Origin of the sequence: Streptomyces sp. M41(2017), from assembly GCF_002078175.1 — a bacterium.
GTDB lineage: Bacteria > Actinomycetota > Actinomycetes > Streptomycetales > Streptomycetaceae > Streptomyces.
The window spans coordinates 54306-72499 of sequence record NZ_MWFK01000004.1 but is presented as its reverse complement, the minus strand read 5'-3'; the positions used below and the strand labels follow the sequence as shown (position 1 = coordinate 72499).

General features: G+C 67.4%; 15 protein-coding genes and 3 pseudogenes. 7 read left to right on the top strand and 11 right to left on the bottom strand.

Annotated features, from left to right (window positions below; translation table 11 throughout):
• Positions 1-655 precede the first annotated feature (655 nt).
• Complete coding sequence (locus B0675_RS39610) at positions 656-3061, bottom strand: NACHT domain-containing protein (protein ID WP_081224671.1); 2406 nt, start codon at positions 3059-3061, stop codon at positions 656-658.
• 119 nt (positions 3062-3180) lie between these two features.
• Here B0675_RS39610 and B0675_RS39605 point away from each other — a divergent pair, with 119 nt between their 5' ends.
• Positions 3181-3390 (top strand): hypothetical protein, encoded by a 210-nt coding sequence (locus tag B0675_RS39605; RefSeq protein ID WP_081224670.1) that lies wholly within the window; start codon positions 3181-3183, stop codon positions 3388-3390.
• A 452-nt stretch (positions 3391-3842) separates the two neighbouring features.
• Here B0675_RS39605 and B0675_RS39600 read toward each other — a convergent pair whose 3' ends face one another.
• Together B0675_RS39600 and B0675_RS39595 are read right to left on the bottom strand one after the other, a co-directional pair.
• On the bottom strand, positions 3843-5297 hold the full coding sequence (locus B0675_RS39600) for a replication-relaxation family protein (protein ID WP_143661176.1): 1455 nt from the start codon (positions 5295-5297) through the stop codon (positions 3843-3845).
• Positions 5298-5880: 583 nt separating this feature from the next.
• Positions 5881-6105: pseudogene (locus B0675_RS39595) on the bottom strand (hypothetical protein).
• 161 nt (positions 6106-6266) lie between these two features.
• On the opposite strand from B0675_RS39595, the gene B0675_RS39590 reads away from it, so the two are divergent.
• The 4 genes from B0675_RS39590 (at position 6267) to B0675_RS39575 (ending at position 8771) form a co-directional block, all read left to right on the top strand.
• On the top strand, positions 6267-6686 hold the full coding sequence (locus B0675_RS39590; protein ID WP_081224668.1) for an MmcQ/YjbR family DNA-binding protein: 420 nt from the start codon (positions 6267-6269) through the stop codon (positions 6684-6686).
• Between the two features lie 239 nt (positions 6687-6925).
• Complete coding sequence (locus tag B0675_RS39585; RefSeq protein ID WP_143661175.1) at positions 6926-7111, top strand: hypothetical protein; 186 nt, start codon at positions 6926-6928, stop codon at positions 7109-7111.
• Entirely contained in the window at positions 7108-7455 is a 348-nt protein-coding gene (locus B0675_RS39580; RefSeq protein ID WP_081224666.1) for a hypothetical protein, read from the top strand. Before B0675_RS39585 ends, B0675_RS39580 begins: the two co-directional genes overlap by 4 nt.
• Positions 7456-8126: 671 nt before the next feature.
• Positions 8127-8771 carry a hypothetical protein gene (locus tag B0675_RS39575; RefSeq protein ID WP_143661174.1) on the top strand — a complete coding sequence of 215 codons (645 nt, stop codon included), beginning with the start codon at positions 8127-8129 and terminating at the stop codon, positions 8769-8771.
• A gap of 251 nt (positions 8772-9022) precedes the next feature.
• Here the strand turns inward: B0675_RS39575 and B0675_RS39570 are convergent, their stop codons facing one another.
• On the bottom strand, positions 9023-9499 hold the full coding sequence (locus B0675_RS39570) for a hypothetical protein (RefSeq protein WP_143661173.1): 477 nt from the start codon (positions 9497-9499) through the stop codon (positions 9023-9025).
• Between the two features lie 538 nt (positions 9500-10037).
• Between B0675_RS39570 and B0675_RS39565 the strand changes: the two genes are divergently transcribed.
• Both B0675_RS39565 and B0675_RS39560 read left to right on the top strand, forming a co-directional pair.
• Complete coding sequence (locus B0675_RS39565) at positions 10038-10382, top strand: hypothetical protein (protein WP_081224663.1); 345 nt, start codon at positions 10038-10040, stop codon at positions 10380-10382.
• 62 nt (positions 10383-10444) lie between these two features.
• Positions 10445-11491, top strand: a complete 1047-nt coding sequence (locus tag B0675_RS39560) for an ATP-dependent DNA ligase (protein WP_241540205.1) — start codon at positions 10445-10447, stop codon at positions 11489-11491.
• Between the two features lie 391 nt (positions 11492-11882).
• Here B0675_RS39560 and B0675_RS39550 read toward each other — a convergent pair whose 3' ends face one another.
• The 7 genes and pseudogenes from B0675_RS39550 to B0675_RS42515 form a co-directional block, all read right to left on the bottom strand.
• Positions 11883-12704 (bottom strand): hypothetical protein, encoded by an 822-nt coding sequence (locus B0675_RS39550; protein WP_081224662.1) that lies wholly within the window; start codon positions 12702-12704, stop codon positions 11883-11885.
• Positions 12701-13609, bottom strand: a complete 909-nt coding sequence (locus B0675_RS39545; protein ID WP_081224661.1) for a sigma-70 family RNA polymerase sigma factor — start codon at positions 13607-13609, stop codon at positions 12701-12703. Before B0675_RS39545 ends, B0675_RS39550 begins: the two co-directional genes overlap by 4 nt.
• Complete coding sequence (locus B0675_RS39540) at positions 13606-13824, bottom strand: hypothetical protein (RefSeq protein WP_081224660.1); 219 nt, start codon at positions 13822-13824, stop codon at positions 13606-13608. The genes B0675_RS39545 and B0675_RS39540 overlap by 4 nt, the downstream gene beginning before the upstream one ends.
• 575 nt (positions 13825-14399) lie before the next feature.
• Positions 14400-15101 (bottom strand): restriction endonuclease, encoded by a 702-nt coding sequence (locus tag B0675_RS39535; RefSeq protein WP_081224659.1) that lies wholly within the window; start codon positions 15099-15101, stop codon positions 14400-14402.
• Positions 15098-15448 (bottom strand): hypothetical protein, encoded by a 351-nt coding sequence (locus B0675_RS39530; RefSeq protein ID WP_081224658.1) that lies wholly within the window; start codon positions 15446-15448, stop codon positions 15098-15100. Before B0675_RS39530 ends, B0675_RS39535 begins: the two co-directional genes overlap by 4 nt.
• 1051 nt (positions 15449-16499) lie before the next feature.
• Positions 16500-17228, bottom strand: a pseudogene (locus B0675_RS42385) (ATP-binding protein); the annotation flags it as partial.
• A gap of 678 nt (positions 17229-17906) precedes the next feature.
• Positions 17907-18056 (bottom strand): annotated as a pseudogene (locus tag B0675_RS42515) (helix-turn-helix transcriptional regulator); the annotation flags it as partial.
• Between the last annotated feature and the right edge of the window lie 138 nt (positions 18057-18194).

Below are 18194 nucleotides of genomic sequence, written 5' to 3'. Positions count from 1 at the left end.
TGCTCATCCGCGACAGCGACGCAGGCATCCTTCACGCCTTCCCAGGAACGAAGAACGGGCGTGATTCGCACAGCGACAACGACGGCGACCAGCGCCGATGAGGACCGCCGTATCCGGCTGCCTGTTCCGTCGTTGGACAGGACAGCGCGCAGGCTACTTCCCCCGGCCCGCCGCGCAGTCGTTGAGGGCCCCTCCCGTGCGTGCACCACCGGGAGCGGGCCCTCAGCCCTTCCCCGGGCCGCGGCGAACGCCGGATCGGCACTGACTTCACCGCGGTGTGCCAGGGCTCGAAGGCCCGTCGTTGAGCAAGCCATCGCGCTGTCCGCCCTACTCGCCGGCGTGGACCGCCTGGACCGTCCGCTACCTGCGGCGAGACCGCACTCCGCCTCCGGCCGATACAGATACCGACACCGAGTAGGAGCAACTGCCGCCCCGGCACACCCCGGCAGCTCGATTGAGACGACAAAACGCTGGGCACCGAGCTGCCCGGAGCTCGCGCCCTACGCGCGCAGCCACCGCATCAGGGCAGCCGGCTCCTGTCCGGACGGGGCAGCCACCCGCGCCGGGGACTGGGGAAGCGGTGGCGTGTCCGGCTGCGGGAGCGGGGCAGCCAAGGGCAGCACCAAGGCGCATCTGGTCGCTAGCGATTAGCCAGTCACGATGTAGCCCCGGGGCTGGCCGGGGCGGTCGCGGTGCTGTCGGGATTTCGCGGATCATGCGCTCCGAGCCACTCCTGAAGTTCCCGGTGGCGGAACTGGTAGGCCGATCCCGACACTCGAAGCAGGCCCGCTCCGTAGGCCCAGCGCAGGAAACGGCCGAGCCGCCATGGAAGCTGTCCGCGAGCGCAGAGCAGGAACACCAGATAGCGTCGACCCGCCCCGGTCAGGAAGTACAAGCCGACCAGGAGGCCGAGGACGAGAAATACGGCGACATCTCCGAACGTGAGGGTCCAGGAGTCGAGGCTGATCTGGACCACCTGGGTGAGCACCAGTCCGCCGGGAAGGAGCATCAGGGGGATTAAGCCGAAGCCGACCACAAGGTCGTGACGGATCGCGTGGTGCGGGTCTGCGCGGGGCTCGACGATGGTTCCTATCGAACGGCCGTAGGTCAGCCTGCGCCACTTCTCCGCCCAGACCAACCGGCCAGAGTCGGACGGCGTCGTGGACGTCGGCTCCCTGGTGATGGGACCTGTCAGAGCACTCAGTATCCCAAAAATGATTCCGGCGGGGAGGCTAAGGCCGGTGAAGACAAGGGTGCAACTCACCAGGAGGAACAGCTGTTTTCCCACGTCGAGGGAGAGCGTCACCAGGTCGATGACGCCCGAGACCAAAGTCAGGGCGGCTGCGGCGAGGAAGCCGATCAGGAAGCCCGAGGCGCCTGCTCCGACGATGCGCCGCCCTATCAGCCGCAGCCCGACCAGGGTGCCCAGTCGGCCGATCTGCGCGGCGCGTGGCACGACTCGGCGTGTCCAGGCACGTAGCCCGAACGGCACAATGAGCACGACGGTGTAGATCGTCCAAACCTCGCTCGCCTCAGGCTTCGCAAGCTGTCCCCACCCGCGCAGGAGTGCGGCCCACAGCAAGACCAAGAGCAGCTCGGCGATCCGCACCCGTCGGGGCATGAGTTGCCAGAGCTCGTGCAGGTAGAGGTCCGTCCTGGCCTTCGGCAGCCCCTGGGCTAGGACGCCGAGCCATCTGCGGACGGCCTCTACGGAGTAGCGGTCGGGAGCGGTGGGGTGCAGGGCTGATGCTGCGGGAAGGTAGAGCCCGAGCAGGTGCTCACCCGCCTCCTCAGCGGAGGTGAAGGCCAGCAGATCGGCCGGGTCGCGTTGGTATGCGAGTTCGGCATCGCGCTGCTCGTAGACGGTGGCAGCCAGGTTCAACCGCCATGGGGTGTTCAACACGGCGGCAAGGTGAGCCGGTTCAGATCCCGCCAGGCGTCTGAGCACCGGTTGCCAGCGCTGGGGGGCGGCCGTGCGGTCGGTGAGGTAGGTCACCGCCTCGATGGCGGACACCGCTTCGATGCGGACGCGGGCCGCGTCCCGCACTCGCACCTGGCGTCGTGCGAGCCGTTCGTAGAGATCGGTGCGACAGGTGAGCACGGCCGGCGCGCTACCCCCTGTGTCCTGGTAGGAGTTGAGTTCCTCCAGGACCTGGTAGGCCCGGCTGCGGGCGAGCGGGGTGTCGTCAGCATCCATTTCGTCCAGGCCGTCGAGTACCGGAAGGATCCGGCGGCGTTCGACCAGGGCAACAGCCCGGCGTCGGCTGATGCCTTCGGTGGCAAAGCGGTCTGCCACTTGTTCGGCCAACCACGCCTTGAGCGAGAGGCCTGGGCTCCAGCTCGCCAACGAGAATCGCACCGGGACCGGATCCGACCGGTGCCGGGTCCGGTCCGAGAGCAGTGCCAACAGAAGGTGGATGGCCAGCAGGGTCTTCCCGGCACCCGGCTCGCCGGTGATAACCAGACGAGCGGGGTGGAGCGCCAGGTAGAAAGCCTGGGCATCGCTCAGGTTCCCTCGCTCCTGGGCGCCAGCCGCGTTGTTGGCCAGCTCCGGGATGCATCGGAACACCAGATCTATTCGGTGTCCTCCGGGCCCCAGCAGTCGGGAGGCATGTTCTGTCTCTTCGGCGAGGACCTGGCTGGCTATTCGGGCCGCTGCCTCGTCGGTCCAGGTGTCACCGATGCTGGTGCCGGCGCGGATGCCTCGCGGTGACGTGCCGTCAGGATGGGTCGCTCCAGCCGGTCCGGTGGCGACAACAGCAGCTGCTGGAGGCTGCGTCATCGCGGCGATGTTCGCATGCAGTGCCAGGAGCCAGTCCCGATTCAGCCGGAGACTTTCGGCCAGCTTCGCAACCGTGATCGCGCTGGGAGCCGGGGCACTCATGCTGAATGCCTGGATCACAGTTGTTTTGCCGAGTCCGGTCCGGGCGACCAATTGTGTCTTCGTCAACTGGTGAGTCGCCCGCCCCCGCTCCAGTGTCTGACGTAGCAGCACGAGTGCGTCACGCCCGGTAACCGATGCGGTGTCGTGGGCGGCCTCGATGCCGTCCTGCTGAGCCACGCCGCCCCCTAGCGCACGGTCCCTTTTGGTTCAGAAAGGTTCAGCCGAACCACGTCGAACCTTCTCGAGAGCAGTGTCCACCCTGTCAGCACCCAACACTCGGGAAATGGGGACTACTCATGAACACTTCGACCAAGGTGGCCGTCATCCTTCTAGGCGCGGCCAACATCGTCGTCATCGCGCTGATGGTCGGCTGGACGGCCGGCCTCTTGGCCCACCGGGACGGGGCTGGCTGTTCGCAGATGATCGGCCGGGCAGCGATCGCCTGCGGCGGCACCCTGACCCTCGCTGCGACCCTCGTGCTGACGATCTCCCAAGTCCTCCAGTGACCAGGCCCTCCATTTGGACGGCGCACAGTCTCGCGAGGCTCTCTTGTTGCCTGGCACATTGCGCCATACGCGGTGTGCCAGCTGCCCTTCTAGCGATCAGCGGCGGGCGAGTGCTTGGAGTCCCAGAGACAGTCGAGCTGGGACGGTGCGGGGAAGCTTCAATTTCGTCGCCGAACCAGTCCAGACATGCCAAGCACTGCCCCATCGTCCTGCGCCACTACTGGACACGATCTCAAGCGTGCGCTCGCCTTGACCGCTGTTGGCGGCGGCACAAGGGTGCAGGGCCGGACGTCGTGTCCGGTCACCTACGGCGTCGTCGCACAGGACGTCGCACACCCGTTCCCTGTCTCCCACACCGTGAGGGTGCCCGACGGCTGACAACTCGACCGTCCGCTGCCCGGGTTAGGGTTCCCAGCCGTGGCCCGGCCCGGCCCGCTCTGGATGGGACCGGGCTACTTACCGCGCCGACGTTTGCCGAAGAGCACCTGGCGCAGGGTCGATTGCTGGTAGACGTCAGCGCTGGCGGCAGAGCATGCCGGACAGAGCCAGCCATCCTCGGGCGCAGCGACCGATGCGTCGTCCTGGCCTACGGGGCAGGTGGTCGGCAACCCGCACCGCTCGCACGACACGACCTCGCGCGCGGCTTCCGGCTCGGGCGGCTCCGTAGCCCACCGCTCCTCCTCAGCCCGCTCACGCTCGCGTTCGCGCTGGGCCAGCTCTTCGTCGCGCCGAGCGCGGCGGGCTGTGTCCCGGGCCTGCCATGCCCGGTGGTCGGCCGGGTTGTCGAGCGCGTCGGGGAGCGTTTCCCACTGCCGGTGGCCGCACCGCCACCACACCGATGCGTGCGGGCCGCCGGCTTGTAGGCGGTCCAGGGTGGTGAACAGGACGGGGATGGCGTCGCTGAAGTCGTAGTAGCCGTCCCGCTCCGGCACCGGGATACCGTAGCCGCGGTCAGCCTGATAGTTCCCGGACCAGACCTGTCGCGTCCCTTTCAGGACCGTGGTCATGCGGTTCTTCAAGGCCTGCGGTCCGATGCGGGTGCCGGGGTTGAAGACGAACACCAGCGGCGGGTGACCGTCCCGGTGCGAGGGCCGGTAGTGGGTGCGCCACAGCGGCATCTCACCGCCTACGGAACTCTTCGTCGTCAGGCGGAAGTAGCGCAGGTACCTCTCGAACTTCGTCTCCAGCGTCTCGGGCGGCTCGGTGCAGTTGTCGACCTCCACGAACAGCACCGGCAGGCCGGCCTCCGGCGCCGTGAGGACCGCGTCCGCACGCACACCGGCCCGCCCGCTCCGGCTGGACGGAGCGGCGAGCGGGACTTCGGTCGACCAGGAGCCGACCCATCCGATCCCCGGCGACGCGTCTGCCGGCGGCACGGGTCCGGCGGTCGCAGTGGCGGGCGCGGGGCTGGTCTGCTGGCGGGGCACGGGGCGGGTCGCCGTGGCGGGGGTGCGGGTGATCGCGATGATCGTCTCGTTCACCGCCATCGCATGCGGCGCCCCCGAGCGCGCCGCACCGCGGGCGATGCCGCCCATCTCCCCCACTGGCCGTCCCAGGACTTCGGCGGCCGCGTCCAGGCCGACGGGGGTCAGGTGCCAGATCTTGTGGCCGTCCCGGCTACTGCCCTCGGACACCACCAGGCCGTGCCGGGCCAGGTCCAGGGCGGCGTTGCGGAAGCCTTTGTTGTCCTTGTGGCCGGGCGCCATCAGCCGGTGCATCTGGTCCGCGGTCGCCAGCTTCAGCACCCCCAGCGCCGCCAGCACGTGCCCGCGCACTGCGGTCGTCGACCCGTACGGATACGCCTTCGTCCCGCCCACCCCGAAGCCACTCCCTCTCGCCCCTGACTGCGCGACCGTGCGCATTCGTGGCTTGATCGCGATCACCGTACTGCGCAGCCCTGACAGCACCACCGGAGCCGACTGCGCAGACGCGACGATCAATGGCGACGGTGCGCACCGTGACAGCGTGGACTGCGCACAGCCACCGCGGTTGCGCAGTCTGTCCCGCGCAACACTCCGATCCCCCGCTCGCACTGCGCAACCTCCTGCACATGCCCCGCGCCCGGTGTTCGGTCATCGTCCGCACGGGGCGGGATCCGGGGTCAGCCGGTGACAGCTGGCCGTGGCGCCGAATATCCGCCCCGTGCGGAACGAACCGGCCCCTCCCGCAGGGCGACGGCAAGAGGGCCGGCTCGCCTTCACCGTAGGAGTGGAGGGGCCGACCAAAGCAACCCGACCAGGCACATCAATTTCCGGTAACGAGCCCCCACCAGTACCTACTTGACCCGACCACAACCCCCACCACCGCAGGTCATAGCCCCAGCACACGGAGCTCCAGGAGCCGAAAAATCTTGCTCTGAGACGGTCCGGCCCTGGCCCCACCAGTGGCCCCACCGGTCCGACCACAGACCCGACCACGCGCCCCACCGAAACCCCCACCGGTGACCACGGACCCGACCACAGCCCCCACCAGAGGCCCCACCGGTCCAGGTCAGGCCGCGCTCCACTCGTGCGCAGGACCATCCCGCCACTGAACCCAGCGCGGATCGTCCAGCACGGCGTCGGCGTCGGCGATGCCGGCCGCCTAGAGGAACACCACCAGGTCGTGATCGCTGTATGCGGTGCCGAGGATCTCGTCACGCCCGTGCCGGTGCACACTCACCCGCCGGCCGCCCGACAGAGACGGCCGGTGCACAACGACCGGCGCACTGGTCATCCACCCAGCGTGCCGCCGGCGATGCGCTCCGGCGACCTGGACGCGACCTCTGACCTGGCGCAAGGAAGGTTGAGTGATTCTCAGCGAAGGTTGGTGACCGCAGGCTTCTCTGCCCAGCCGCTTCCGGCGCGGAATTCTCCGGCGGTCGCTAGTGTCGGCCCATGTCCAGTCCTGGAGACGTGCCGCCGGAGATCCTGAACCGGTCGCGGTCGATCTGCCGGCAGCTGCCCGAGTCATACGAGGAACCAGCCTGGATTGGCGTGCGCTGGCGGATCCGTACGCGGACGTTCGTCCATGTCTACACGCCGGACGTGGATCGCTACCCGGTCTACGCCTCGTATGCGACCGCAGATCAGGAACTGGTCGTGATGACTTTTCGGGTACCCGTCGACGACCTGCTCGGCCTGACCGCCGGTGGGTTCCCGTTCCTCCGTGCCGACTGGGGCCATAACGTCGTCGCCACCGTTCTCGGTGACCACACCGACTGGACCGAGCTTGCGGAACTGATCACCGACAGCTACCGCGAGATGGCCCCGAAGTTCCTCGCCGCGCGGGTCCCCCTCCTGCCACCGATCAGCTGACCGGCGATGGGTCTCGTCTCCCGCCACAAGGACCGAATCCGCCAGAAGCAGCCGCTCAACCTTCGCTGAGAATCACTCAACCTTCATTGCGACAGGCCAACCTCGCAGCGGACTCGCCACCCGTTCCCACTTCCATTAGATTCGTACACGTGATCGATTCTTGGCGGGATGCCGAGCCCGCGCCAGCGCCGGACAGGGCGGCCCGGGTCCATCGGTACTCGCCATACGAAGTGATCCGCGTGAACCTGTTCGTGGACGGCGACTCGTACACCGGCATCGCCCGCGCCAGCTACGAAACCGCTGGCCGACTCGCCTACAGCCTGCTGCTGTGGCCGCGCCCCGACCAGTCACCCTCCGGCTGGTACTGGTACGACCCCACACGCATGCGCCGCCGCATCTACCCCGACACAGGACTCCGACCATGACAGCCCTCGGAAATCCGGTGGAAGCACGGCCCTGGCGGGAGGGCGACGGCCAGGCGCCGACGGTGTGGACCTGGCCTCTCACCGATCCGCCCGCCTTGTGGGTACGCCACAACGGCAGCTGGAGGTGGGCGAGCGTGACCGCCCGGCATGACTGGCCCGACGGCCGCACCGCCTACCAGGTACTCATCGACACCGACGGGACCACGTCGAAGTCGCACCGCACGTTCTGGTGGCCCCACGACGGACTGCGCGTCGCCCACCACAGCGCCGCCGAACCCACCACCGAACCTGGCCGCGGCGGAGACCTGCCCCGCCCACCACGACGAACAGCCAGCGGCCGATGAGATTTCAGCACGCGCACTACGCCCAATCGGTGCCGGCGTCATCACCTATCTCGTCACCGCAATCCCAGTCCTGGACCCCGTGGCCGCCGCGATCCCGGCAGTTAGGGCGCTGAGTGTCGGTCAGGAACAGGCCCGGACGGGGCCAGTCAGTGCGTTCGACGCGCAGGCGAGGCATGGGGTCCTCTCGGAGGGGCGGGGTATTCGGGGTGCCATGGGGACATCGGGTGGAGCGAAGAGCGCAGTGGCCGTCTGGTGGTCAGGGACACCGCGATCAGTTCGGTTGGCGGTGCTGGCCCCTTTGTTGATCGCCGTCTGGACGGTCGGCGCCGTGGTCTGGCACGTGCTCACGGGTCACTCGTGGCTGGAGTCGTTCGTGTACGCGTTCGTTTTGGGGGCGTCGCAAGTAGCGGTCCAGTTCTGGATGGACCACCGGCAGAAGCGGCGGCAACGCGACCAGTGAGGGTCAGCCGTAGAACGTGATCCGCTTGATCATGGCTCTACGGATGTTGACCGTGGTCCCGCCCCCTGAATCGGCCGCCGCTCTTTTTCCGGTCGGTGTCCGGTCCTGCCCCCGCTACGCTCCTGACGCGCCGCGTTGCTGGTTGAGACGGTCGGATCCGCCATATCGCGCGCGCTGAGTGAAGTGTCAGGGGCAGTCGGACGACGAATCGATGACCGACACAGCCGTGGGACAGTGCGACAACGTGGGGGCACGCATGGAGTGGGGAACGGTTGTCAGCGTTGTCGCTGGCGGCCTCATAGGCCTCAGCGGCGACACCATCGGCAGAATCGGCGCCCGGCGCCAAGCTCAGCGGGCCCGACAGGAAGCCCTGGAGGATGCTGAAACGGCACGACGGCGCGCTATTGAGGACGAAGGCAGGAAGACCCGGGAAGACCGCCAGCGCCACGGAGTGGAGAACATTCTGCGCGCCTACCTGGAGCACCCGATCATGCTGGTCGACCAGGCCCATGAAGACACGGTGCGAAGCGCCACCAAAATATGTCTCGTCCTGGGATCCGAGCAGTCGTTCCTGTTGGACGAAGAACTACGCCACCGCATCACAGAGATCTGCTATCTCGTGGACATCGCCGCAGCCGGCGGAGTACCGGGATACTCCCTGCCAGAGATCGCTTTCCTGTCCAGGAGCGAAACACGGATGCTCCTGGGGGCCTGGTCCCGCGGCAGCGAGCTGCCAGAATCCATCGAAGGCTGGCGCGAGATACGGCGGTTGCGCCCGCAGATCGAAGCCCAGTGGCAGGCGAAGCTCCGCGACAGCGGCCTGTCCATCAGCGTTCCGCCGCTCTCCATCTACTGAAGGCCCTGGAGCAGCGCGAGACATGACGTGACCCTCTACATGCAGCAGCTCCCGACCGGATCCCGGTCGGGAGCTGCTGTACGAGCTGTGGTCGTGAAGGGCGGTCGCCTACGCGGCGAAAGGCTCCATGAGGCTTCAGCCGAACGATCTTCCTCATGGGCTATAGGTGAGGCCCGGGGACACTATCCCTTCACGTCCACGCCCTCTACAACAGAGCGGACTCCCACCGCATTCCCGGGCGTTGACGCGGCTCACGGCTCGCCGGGCGTCGTCCCGTCCGGGCCGGGCATCTCGGAGCGCAGGACCTGCAGGGTCTTCTCGCAGGCGTTCGCGATGTGCTCCCGGAAGGGCGCAACCTTCGGGTTCGTCACCGCTTCCCGTCGCAGAGCGGCGAGTGCCTCGATCCACTCGACCGCGTCCTCGGGCAGCGTGTAGGGCTGCCCGCTCAGACGCTGCGCCGGCCGCGGCGCCGCCGAGCCCCGGCCGGCGTCCTGGACTATCTGGGGTCGCACCACCGTCTCGGTGCGCTGCACGATCTCGCGCACCGGCTCGGTACTGCGGCCGCCCTTGCTCACCGGACGGCCGGCGCGTTCCTCCGCGCTGCGCACCTCCCAGGCCCGCCGCCGGTGCACCGGACTGCAAAAGCGCGGCGGCCGGCCCCGCCCGCTATACGCGACGGGCTCACCGCACCAGGCGCAACTGCGCTCCACCAGCTGCTCGCGCACCATCGCTTCCTCTACGGGAAGGCGCTGCGACGCAGCCGCGACTGCGTCTGGCTGCGCCTCGTTGCCAGCGCTTCTTTTCGTCACAAACGAAACTCTATGGCCCTTGTTTCTGGGCTCTCCGACGGGGCCCCTTCCCCGGGGGCTGAGCGCCCCGTCAGTCGGAGCGGACGCCAGATGGCGTTCCGTCGGGCGTCGGCTGCATCAGGTCAGACGTCTGCGGGTCGGGACGCGAGTCGAGATCTCTCCTCGCACGGCCGAGGTTGCGCGCCTTGCATACCGGTCGTGTACCTCTGATCGCCCACGGGGTCTGAAGGCAGGTAACCAACCCAGCAGACCCACCAAGACGGCAGACATTCAAGAGCTCCAGGCCCTCGAATGCCCCGGTCCGCCCTGCCAGTTTCAAGGACTTGCGCCGCTTACTGCGCTACCCGCCAGAGTGCCGCCAAAGAACTGAACCGCCCCTGTTGCTGTCCTGCCCCACCCCCACGAACCAACGGGTGAAGGCACCCTGCCCTGCCCCCTCACCCCTTGGAGTCCCACGATGGAACGGCCCACCCTCCACGACGCTTTCAGCACCCTGACGGGCGGCGCTCTGGCCGCGATCGGCGGGCTCTCGTCATGGATCGCAGTCTTCGTTCTACTCCCCCGCCTGCTCATGGCACTGGCCCACCTCATGACGCAAGCCTGTACCACCTGGACCACTGCACGCCGTGACTCCATGTGGACCAGACACGAGGAACGCCTCCTGGAGCTCGTCGACCCGCTTGTCGCCTTGCAGCACCTGGAGCGGGTACGACGCGACAGCGTCCAGAGCACGGGGCAGAGCCAGGCAGCCGCGGCCGCCGACTCCGGGAACGAGGGCCCTCCGCAGGAATCGCCCCCGTGACAGCGACGGCGCCAGCCGCGCAGTGGAAGGGATACCGCGTGACCTGGACACTGCCCGAACCCATGCTGAGCACCCCCACCCCCCGGCCTGACCTGCCCCCGGGGATGGCGGGTGAGCCCAAGTGGGACGGATACCGAGCGCTGCTCTCCGTCGACGCCGGGAAAATGGAACTCCGCTCCCGGCGCGGCACGGACCTGCGCGCCGCGTTCCCGGACATCGTGACCGGGGCCGCGCAGCTGCGCGACGGGACCGCCTTGGATGGTGAACTGGTCGTGTGGGAGGAAGGCCGGCTCGCGTTCGAACGTCTCCAGCACAGGATGCAGAGACGCGGCCCCGCCGCGGCCCGGGCGGCGAGCAAGTGGCCGGCGCACTTCGTCGCCTTCGACCTCCTGCGCCTGAACGGCAACGACATCACCAGCTGGCCCTACCGGCGCCGCAGGACCGCCCTCGAATCCGTCTTCTCCGCTCGCCGGCTCACCGCCCCATGGACGCTGTGTCCATCGACCACCGACCAGGACGTCGTGAATGAGTGGCTCACCTGGAAAGCCGTCGGCATCGAAGGCGTGATCTACAAGAGACTCACCGAGCCGTACAGGCCAGGAGCCAGGGGATGGTTGAAATACAAACCGCGCGAGACGACAGAAGCCATCGCCGGCGCGATCACCGGCCCTCTCGCGATGCCCCGCACCGTGCTGCTCGCCAGATACGACACCAACGGCAACCTTCAGTACGTGGGCCGGACCACCCCTCTGGCCGCAGCCGCGAGCAGCACCCTCGCTCCCCTACTCACTGTGTCAGCCGGTGAACATCCCTGGACGGGCTGGACGTTCTCAGCTGGGTGGGGCAGCCGCGAAACGCTGGACGTCACCCTCGTACAGCCCGACGTGGTCGGCGAGGTCGGGGTCGACGTTGCCCGCGATGGCGCCGGGCGCTGGCGCCACCCCGTTCGATGGCACCGCGCCCGCTCCGACCTCTCCCCCGTCGATGTCCCCGCATCGAACCCCGATGAAGAGGAGGACTTCACTGATCGGAGCACGTCCGCACAGCTTGGGCACTCCCATTGGGTCATGGTGGGCGGCAGCCACGATGCGCCCGGTCTCGGGCGGTAGGCCAGCAGTTCCATGTCCGCTGTCGGCTCACCGCAGCACGTCCGGCTGCCTGGCAGACCATGAGGGTCACCGTCGTCGGCGGGCGCCGCGTGTACCGCCTTGATGCCCAAGACAGAAACGTCCAGCCCGGAACCCTGGGAACGAGTCTTGCGCAGTTCGCGCGTCACGACGATCTCCATGGCGCCACTTTCACGGATCGACCCGACCATCGCACCCCGAGGACATGACCTCGTCTCTGGCCTCCGGCACACACGCCCACTCCTGAGGGACACCAAACAGCTCCGCCCTGGACAGATTCATAGCGGGGCTGGAGGCCAGCACGACACCCTTCGCCTTCGCTTCCTCGCTTTCTGCCGGACCAGGCCGGGCCGTGCGGCACCGTGTGTCGCCGTCAGCGCCTCGCCGTGCCGAGCTGTTCGGGAACGCCCCGCACGTAGGGCCTTTCGACGGACTCGGGAAGAGAGCAGCCTCGTTTCCTGCCGGTGGAACCTGTGGCTTTTTTGGACCAGGTCCGGGGGTGGTCGCCTGCGGCGAGGAGGGCGTTGATACGGCGGACGAATTCGTGTCCTGGCAGCGGAAGCTCAGAGTCTGGCTCTCGTAGGTAGCCGGTGGTGACAGCTTGGGGGATGTAGCTCATGAGTTTGCTGACTCTGGCTGGTCGGGATCGGACCGTCTGCTTGGCCAGGTGACGCAGGACGCGCATGAATTGTGCCGTCGAAGCGCTGGTGATGCGATGTTCGGCGGGGTTCCAGCTGCTGTCTTCGATGCTTGGGGGCTGTGGCGGGGTCTGTACGTCGTCGGCTTGCTGATGCCACCAATGGGCAGCGGCACTCTCCCCCAGTGCCAGGTGATGGAGGTAGAGGCAGTAGGCGGCAGCGCCCTGTCCGGCGCCGGCCGCGTACTGCCACCAAAACCGGGCGCCCTCGGTGGTGTCGGTCAGCTGCAGGACACAGGCGAGGATGAGGGCGCTGCGTGGTTCGGGCAGCTGGTCGGTGACGAACTTGACGACGGTGGCGGTGGGCGTGTGGCGGACGAGCGTTTCGCACAGCGCGTACAGGTCCTGCGCGGCGGCGTTGGGCTGGTCGTCCTGTCCGAGGGCGACGTCGCAGGAGGGGTCGGCGGCCCGCGGGGTGGGACGGGGGACGACGTCGTGTGGCACGGTGCGTTCGCGCACGAGCAGGGCTCTGGACAGGAGCTCTTCGATGCCGGTCACGGGGTGTTCCCTTCGGTGGTGAGAGGCGTGCACAGCACGCTGTTCAAAAAACGTGTGGCGTGGCGTTCGTTGGAGCGCACGGTGGCCAGTGAGGCGCCCAGCAGCGCAGAGGTCGATTCGACGAGGAATCCGCACAGGCGGCGCAGCACCATGACGTCGAGTTGAGCGGCAGGCAGTCGGCTCATCGCGGCGAACAGTTCAAGGCTTTCCGTGATCTGGTCCATGGCGTCGTCGGGAGTCTTCAGGGACCGCAGTGCGACCGTGTCGAAGGCGGCCTGGCCCATTTCGGGGCGCCCGTCGCGGTGCGGGGTACGGGACATCACGGTGGCGCGGAGGACGTTCCAGGAGTACCGGCGGGTGTCGTGGCTGGCGAGGGCGTCGTTCCACGACAGCCAGAGGATGTCGAAGGTGTCGGATACGGCGGCGTCGCGTTGTTCGTCGTCGAGGAAGGCCTGGGCGAAGAGGCTGTAGTCGTTCTCCACGAGTTCCCGGAATGCCTGGTGTTCCAGCGGTGGCGGGGTGGGGGCGGTGGTCAGGATCGGCGTGTGGTCGGTGCAGTTTTCGATCCAGTCGCTGCTCTTGTGTGCCTCGAACGCTGCTTGTCGCCATAGCCGGTGCAGGGGCCAGCTCGGCATGTCGAGTTCGGTGGCAAGTAAGGAGACGATCTCCCATCGTGGGTAGAGGCCGGCGCCGCGCAGTAGTTCGGAGAGTTTGGATTTGGCGAAGCGGAGGCGGGTGCTGAGTTCGCTCAGGGTCAGTCCGCTGGCCAGGTAGCGGACGCGGAGGGGATCCAGCCATGCGCGGTGGGCGCTGCCGATGTTGGGCAGGACCGGGCCGAGCTTGCGGCCGGGGCGTGCAGGAGTGGGTCTGCCCGACGGTGCTGGTGGTTCGAGGGGGGTCGTCACGGGGCGTCTCCCTCTTCGTCTCCTGCGACGTCTGCGCGCCTGTTGGGCCTGGCGGTGGGGTGGGAGCGCGTGGCTTGGATGATCTGCTGCACCGTCAGGGCAAGGGCAGGGGCGAGTGCGACGACCGCGGTCGTCTGGCCGGCTGCGACCAGCACTGCGCTCCAGGCGAAGACGGTGGCCGTGATCGTGATGACCACTATGGGACGAGGCTTCATGCATAGCCCTCTGTGCTAGTTGGGAGCGGCCGGTGCTCCATCCGGAAGGAGGCACCAGTTCACAGCCAAGCGGGTGCCGAGCCGGCTTGGCTGAGAGGTCAACCAGCATGGCCAGTGCGGCAGTTGCCACGCCACGTGATCACGGAATCACGGAACAATGTCGATCACGGGGATGCGGGCGGCGACGGGGAAGCACCGGGCGGGGCGGGAGGCAAGGAGGCACGCTGGTGGGTGGAAGTTCCCAGTTCTCCTTGCAATTGCACGTCTGAGCGACGTCAATAGAACGTGACGCCAGTTGGTGTCGGCCTTCCATCCGGAAGCGCCCGTCCCTGTGCCGAACACTGGGGGAACCGGGCATCGCCGCTCTCGCCTGGCCAGCCAAAGAGGCCAGGCGAGAGCGCACGTCCCAGCGGGACCGTGGCGACGGTAGCCACAGCACTGACACTCCGCGCCCCCTCGTCCCGAACAACGGCTCGCCTCGGCGCGCGACTGCGGCCCGGGCCCACCCGCACGCGGTGAGGGCTCAGGTTGGATCACACGACGCACGAGGGCATATGAGGCCGAACGGGCCGGGCTCAGGACAGGGGCGTCGCTTTGCGCGGAGGCGGGATCATCGGGAGAAGCTCCCACAGAGGACGGTGACCCGTGGCCCACTGTGCCAGCACCCGACGGTCGACCAGGTGCAGTCGCTGCTGCCGGGCAAAGGCGCGGCCCGGGTCGGAGATCCGCCCGTTGGTCACCATGACGACGACGTCACCCTTGTGGACGGGGCGCCCTGTTCCGTTCAGGGTCTGTAGATCAGGGGTGCCGACCGCGGATCCTCTGTCGCCGCTGCGACGGTGCTTGCACTGGATGACCCAGCGCCGCCCGTGCGGGTCGGTGGCCTTCACGTCGGCGCCGAGGTCTCCCCTACCGCCCACGCGCAGGGCATCAGCGCATCCGTCCCGCCGCATCAGGTCCCGGACAGCGAACTCGAACCCCTCGTGGGTCAGGGAGTCGATCTGAGCGAGCCCGTAGCGCAGGGCTCGCTGCTGTACGCGCTCCCATTCCTGGCGCTGGGTGCGCTGCTGCCACCACCCCCCGCCGGCCAGCGCCGCCAGCACGAACACTGCCAGCAGGATCCACCAGTGCGCCAGCAGCCAGTTGACGATGACGACGACGAGGCCGACGGCCGCCACCGTCACGACAGCGGCGGTGACGAGCTGGGATTCCTGCTGCTTACGGCCCCGGCTAGGACGTCGGGCAGGCCGTCGCCGGGCGGGTCGACGGGCGGTCACCGGCTGCTGCCGAGGGTGGAGAAGTCGATCGGGTAGGAGACCGCCGGTGCAGGCCGCTTCACCATGACCTTGGGGCTGTCGAACTTGATCGGATAGGACACGGTGGGACGGGGTTCAGCTCCGCGAGGTGACCGGCCGCTGTTCTCACTGAAGAGCACCGGGTACTGACCGGGCGCCTTCCGCGGTTCAGTGTCTTGAGCTGCCTGGCCCCCGTTGTGGCCAAAGGCCACCACCGCCACGGCGACGGCGGCAACGATCGTCATCTCCCGGCGGGCACCGGGCGCCCAGCGGTAGTGACTGCGCACGACCGTTCCGTCGGACTTCACATACTTTTCGATGAACGGCATCTGATCCCCCCACAGGTCCTTCGTGTCGTGTAAGCGCCATCGTGACGACGAGCACTGACAAAGGATCAGCCGTTGGGCAGTCTGGTCGGCGACGTGCGATCTTTCAGGACATGCGCAGGTCAGCGCATACTGCAGACCCTGTCCCAAAGCTTTCGAACGCCGTTCGCTTTACAGTCTTTTTTCGTTGTACGACACACTCCAAGCGGAGTCTGTTGACCCCTGAGGCTGGTAGGCGCGATCACAACAGGTCAACCCAGCTGTGGCTTGTTAGAAACCGGCTGCACCGTCAGCCTCAGGAGTTGGACGTCGCCGGCACGGAAGGACCGCTCGGGAGGCGCGCCGCGTGGACTGAACGATGGCGGCCGCAGGGCGTTGCCGAGGAACGGCCACCCATCACGGTGCTAACTGGGGCCAATGCGCGCACGTTGATCACGTACTCCTTTGAGCGCAGTTCGTTAACGGGACATGTCTGAGGAGTCGAATTGCCCTCGCTGCGCCGGACCGATGGACTGCCTTTGGTTCTAGGAGTCTGGCCCGAGGGAACCATGGCATCTGCGTGCCGTGTGAGAACGATGAGAACATTCATCGTTGGAGCCATCAGCCGCTGCCCGATCCTGCTCACTGGCCGGTACCCAGGCACCTGCACCTCTGCGAGATGGCGGATACCTGGCCGCTGCACAGTCTCATGGGGGGCCCGAACCCGTTCATGTATCTCAGCAGGCGTGACGCGAAGCCGGAGCCAGCGGTGCAGGGTGCTCCTTCATCGCCGCCACCGAGAGACGTTCCTGGAACTACCTCCGGTACCAGGCCCTAGAGCGGGTTCGTTGTCCGCGGACAACAACCGTCATAGCAGTGCCCGGTGCGGCGCCACGATTTCGCGGCCTGTCCCGTACCTGGCGAGCCCGGCCCGAGCGCAAAGGCACAACGTCTGCAACGACGGATCCCCCACCCCACCGGCGGGGCTACGGGTAGCGATCTGCTACGCCGTGGAGTAGCCAGACCCAGTCTGCGTATCCGTCTCCCCGGCTTCGGAACCGTTGTGGAGGGCACCAACAGGAAGCATGACGAGTGCGGTTGTCCCACCGGAGTCGGACGGCCGGAGTTGGATGCGGATGCCGTGGCGTTGCGACAGCCGGCCAACCACGAACAGACCCATCCGGCGGGAAACAGATATGTCCACGGTGAGCGGCGAGGCCAGCCTCTCGTTGATCGCGGCAAGCTCCTCGGGAGATAGGCCGATACCGGCGTCATGGATCTCGATCAGCAGCCGGCCATCAGGCAGGGCATGGCCGGTGACCTGGACTGTGGTGTCGGGCGCGCTGAACGAGGTGGCGTTCTCCAAGAGCTCCGCGAGCAGGTAGACGAGATCGTTCACGGCGCGGCCAGCAATCTCGGCGATCGGAAGAGAGGCACCGAGCTCGATGCGCTTGTAGTGCTCCAGTTCTGTGACTGCGGCGCGTAGCACGTCAGTCAGCGGGATGGGGCGGCTCCAGACAGGTGCGGGCTCCTCCCCCGCTAGAGCGAGGAGATTCTCACCGTTACGACGCATCCGGCCTGCCAGGTAGTCGATCTGAAACAGCGAGTTCAGACGTTCCGGGTCGTTCTCTCGGGACTCTAGGCCCGAGATGAGCGTGAGCTGGCGTCGGATGAGGCCTTGAGAACGCCGCGAAAGGTTGGCAAACATTGCCTGTTCAACCGCGAGGCGCACGGCTGCGCGCACCACGTTGTCCATGGCATCCGCGACCCGACTGATCTCAATATCGGCATGCACGCCCCTCGCTGACGATGGCAGTGCAAGAGGTGTCGTATCGCCCGTTGCGAACCGGCTCGCCAACGTGGGGAGTTCCGAGGCAGCGCGTTCAGCCTCCATCCGCAGCTGCTCAAGCGCGGTCCTGCGCGACCGGTTAAGTCGCAACCCCCACCGCCTCCGGGGCGCCTTGCTGAGAGATACGCGGCGATCCGCGCTTCCGGGAGTCGTGGTCCCCCACTGGATCTCCAGGTGTTCATCCAGGAGCTGTTCGGCAGCACGAAGCTCGCTCACCAACTGGTCATGGGCGTGAACCACAACGTGCTGCTGCTGCAGGGCCGCCACTAGCTCGGCCGAGTGCTGCTTCCACTGCACCTCAAGCCGGTCACGTTCAGCGACAACCTGCGCCATTGCCTGGCGCACCACTTCCAGGTCGCGGTCGCTTCCTACCCGCACCTCCAGCTGATGCAAGCTCATCTCAAGCTCACGCCTTCTTTGTTGCTCTGCCTGCAGTTCGGCTCGCAGCTCCCAGACGGCCTCCTCGGCCCGTTCAGCCCGTTCTTGAGCCGCCGCCACCGCATCTACGAGCATGTAGACCTGGTAGCGCTGCGGCTCGTACGTTCGGCAGGCCGCCAGGTACAGCTCCCTCACAGATGCACGTACCTCAGCCCCCATGCGGCTGTGGGTGCGGGCGAGGATCGCGTCGTCGAGCTTGCTGATGAAGCTGATCTCGGGCAGGCGACGGCCGCTGAGGTAGCGCGACAGAGTGGTGGCGTCGATACCAGCGAGGCGTTCGAACTCTCCCAGGGTCATTCCGAGGTGTGTGTAGAACTCCCGGAGTCGGGTGACCCAGGCCGTCATCTCGGGTGTCAGATCACCGCTCAGTGGGCTGAGCGGACGGCCTCGACGTGGTTCTTGCATGCCCGGCAACAACTCCTCCCTGCAGCCATCCTGTCAGGGGTTGTTGCCCCTCTGCGGCACGAATGTCATCTCCGCTGG

Excerpts from the sequence above, each read along its gene's own strand:
- B0675_RS39560 (WP_241540205.1), top strand. The coding sequence starts at position 10,445 with ATGCTGAGCACCCCCACCCCCCGGCCTGACCTGCCCCCGGGGATGGCG.
- B0675_RS39540 (WP_081224660.1), bottom strand. The coding sequence starts at position 13,824 with ATGAAGCCTCGTCCCATAGTGGTCATCACGATCACGGCCACCGTCTTC.
- B0675_RS39565 (WP_081224663.1), top strand. The coding sequence starts at position 10,038 with ATGGAACGGCCCACCCTCCACGACGCTTTCAGCACCCTGACGGGCGGC.
- B0675_RS39580 (WP_081224666.1), top strand. The coding sequence starts at position 7,108 with ATGACAGCCCTCGGAAATCCGGTGGAAGCACGGCCCTGGCGGGAGGGC.
- B0675_RS39530 (WP_081224658.1), bottom strand. The coding sequence starts at position 15,448 with ATGCCGTTCATCGAAAAGTATGTGAAGTCCGACGGAACGGTCGTGCGC.
- B0675_RS39575 (WP_143661174.1), top strand. The coding sequence starts at position 8,127 with ATGACCGACACAGCCGTGGGACAGTGCGACAACGTGGGGGCACGCATG.
- B0675_RS39605 (WP_081224670.1), top strand. The coding sequence starts at position 3,181 with ATGAACACTTCGACCAAGGTGGCCGTCATCCTTCTAGGCGCGGCCAAC.
- B0675_RS39590 (WP_081224668.1), top strand. The coding sequence starts at position 6,267 with ATGTCCAGTCCTGGAGACGTGCCGCCGGAGATCCTGAACCGGTCGCGG.
- B0675_RS39570 (WP_143661173.1), bottom strand. The coding sequence starts at position 9,499 with ATGGTGCGCGAGCAGCTGGTGGAGCGCAGTTGCGCCTGGTGCGGTGAG.